The organism is Neochlamydia sp. TUME1, from assembly GCF_000813645.1.
Lineage (GTDB): Bacteria > Chlamydiota > Chlamydiia > Chlamydiales > Parachlamydiaceae > Neochlamydia.
The window spans coordinates 1-2,729 of sequence record NZ_JRXI01000212.1; the positions used below are offsets into that span (position 1 = coordinate 1).

At 41.1% G+C, this 2,729-nt stretch carries 2 protein-coding genes; both read right to left on the bottom strand.

Going from position 1 to position 2,729, the window contains the following annotated elements; all coding sequences use genetic code 11:
- Positions 1–88: 88 nt before the first annotated feature.
- Positions 89–1,708, bottom strand: a complete 1,620-nt coding sequence (locus DB41_RS09760) for a leucine-rich repeat domain-containing protein (protein ID WP_052244113.1) — start codon at positions 1,706–1,708, stop codon at positions 89–91.
- Between the two features lie 536 nt (positions 1,709–2,244).
- Positions 2,245–2,580, bottom strand: coding sequence for a leucine-rich repeat domain-containing protein (locus DB41_RS09765; RefSeq protein WP_255350941.1), 336 nt, complete (start codon positions 2,578–2,580; stop codon positions 2,245–2,247).
- Between the last annotated feature and the right edge of the window lie 149 nt (positions 2,581–2,729).

Consider the following 2,729-nt stretch of genomic DNA (forward strand, 5'->3'; position numbering starts at 1 on the left):
AAGCGGATTACTTCTTTAAAAATAAGATGGCTAAAAGTTTTTTATTTCATTTTAGCTCACCCCAATTTAAAAAGTACTTACAACCATTCTACAATCGAAAACGCTGCCTTATTTTTTCTGGAATATCTTTTAAAGGATTATCCGCTAAGTGAAGCCCTTGCAGCTGAGACAGCTGCCCGATTTCTGCAGGCAGAGCGGTGAGTTGGTTTTGATTTAAGTTAAGCGCTCGCAGCTCAGGCAGCTGCCCGATTTCTGCAGGCAGGCTGGTGAGCTGGTTTTGGCTTAAATCAAGATCTAGCAGCTGAGGCAATCGCCCGATTTCTGCAGGCAGGCTTGTGAGCTGGTTTCGGTTTAATTCAAGCCTTTGCAGCTGAGATAATTGTCCGATTTCTGTAGGCAGGCTGGTGAGCTGGTTTTGATTTAATTCAAGCGTTTGCAGCTGAGGCAATTGCCCGATTTCTGTAGGCAGAGCGGTGAGCTGGTTTTGATTTAATTCAAGCGTTTGCAGCTCAGACAGCTGCCCTATTTCTGCAGGAAGGCTGGTAAGCTGGTTTTGATTTAATTTAAGCGTTTGCAGCTCAGACAGCTGCCCTATTTCTGCAGGAAGAGCGGTGAGCTGGTTTTGGCTTAAATCAAGATCTAGCAGCTGAGGCAATTGCCCGATTTCTGCAGGCAGGCTGGTGAGCTGGTTTTGATTTAATTTAAGCGTTTGCAGCTTAGGCAGCTGCCCTATTTCTGCAGGAAGACTGGTGAGCTGGTTGCGATTTAAGTAAAGTACTTGCAGCTTAGGCAGCTGCTCGATTTCTGCAGGCAGGCTGGTGAGCTGGTTGAAGCTTAAGATAAGCGCTTCCAGCTGAGACAGCTGCCAGATTTCTACAGGCAGACTGGTAAGCTGGTTTTGATTTAAGTAAAGCAATTGTAGCTGAGACAGCTGCCCGATTTCTGCAGGAAGGCTGGAGAGTTGGTTTCGAGTTAAGTTAACCCGTTGCAACTGAGACAGCTGCCCTATTTCTGCAGGCAGGCTAGTGAGCTGGTTTTGGTTTAATTCAAGCCTTTGCAGCTGAGATAATTGTCCGATTTCTGTAGGCAGGCTGGTGAGCTGGTTTTGATTTAATTCAAGCCATTGCAGCTTAGATAATTGGCATATTTCTGAGGGTAAATAAGTCAAGCCTGCTTTAGATAAATTTAGCAAAGTTAGGTCTTTACAATTTTCTTCAATCCAATCTCTAAGAAGCTCTCCTTTTTTTTCTAGAGGCAAGTGCTTAATTTCTTCTCGGCTCAAGTATTCTTCCCCACCAGGAAGCTTTTTCCAAAGTAAAAGGCGATTAATATTTAAAAGATAAGAAGAGTAATTAGCCAGAGTTAAGCCTCTTTTTTCTTCTGTTTTCTCTTTAAATTCTAAAGGAGAAATAGATTTAGCTAAGGTAAAAACTTGTTTAAAAACTCGATAAACTTTTTCAGTAGAGGTAAGTACAGGATTGAGTTGATAAACTTTAGCTAACATAAGAGTTCGCTGGGTAGTGGCATTCCCCCTGGGGAAGTGAAGCTGGGCTATTTTTTTATAAAGAGAAGGCATGATTTCAGTAGCCAGCAGATGATGCCATCTTTTACAGACGCTAAATAAGGAAGGAACTGCGCAAGCCTCTAAGATAGGGAGCAGCAATTCATTGGGCAAGCTCTCAATAGATGTGGATGAGATAGGATGCATTTTATTTCCTTGGATAGGGATAGCTTTCCAGCATTTTTATTTGTTAGAACAATATAAAAATTAAAAAAGCAAGTCAACTGAATTCGTATCCTTATCAATGAAAAACAACTCACAAATGATCTAATAGCGCTTTTTTCTCAGATAGATTCACGGAAAGGGGGGAGACCTTCCAAGTATTTAGGAGCAGCCACAGGTTTTTGCGATTAAGTGATGCGGCAATTTTGGTGCGGCTAAAAGAATGAGATTGATTCTTTGCCTTATTTGAGAAAAACGGCTTTTTTTGGTGCAATGTTTTAATTCTTTTACCGAATGATGAAATACAATACGCCTAGATTCTTCCAGTCAAGAAAGGTTGTTTTCCCAGCATAGCAATCTGCAGAAAAAGAGAAAAGCTTCTTGTCGTTACAAATGTGTAGGTTAGCTTAAGCTAACTTAGTTGCGGGAAGGAAAGCGGATGACTTGTTTAAAGATAAGATGGCTAAAAGTTTTTTATTTCATTTTAGCTCACCCCAATTTAAAAAGTACTTACAACCATTCTACAATTGAAAACGCTGCCTTATTTTTTTGGCAATATCTTTCAAAGGATTTTCTGCTAATTTAAGCGTGTGCAGCTTAGACAGCTGCTCGATTTCTGTAGGAAGTGTGGTTAGCTGGTTTTGGCCTAATTTAAGCACCCGTAGTTGAGACAGCTGACCAATTTCTGTAGGCAGAGCGGTGAGCTGGTTTTGATTTAAGTAAAGCAGTTTAAGCTGAGACAGCTGCCTTATCTCGGTTGGAAGAGTGGTGAGCTGGTTATCTTTTAAGTAAAGCACTCGGAGCTCTGGTAGCCGCCCTATCTCTGCCGGAAGGGAGGTGAGCTGATTTCTATGTATTAGTAGGAGTACAAATTAGCTGACACTTACTACCTTTAAAACTATGTTTAAAGCATATGAAATATTCAGATGCTCGTTTATTACCCCCAGTCATTCAGCAACAGCTTCGGCATAAAGCTGTAGAGTTGTTTTTAAATGGTAAAAATCCT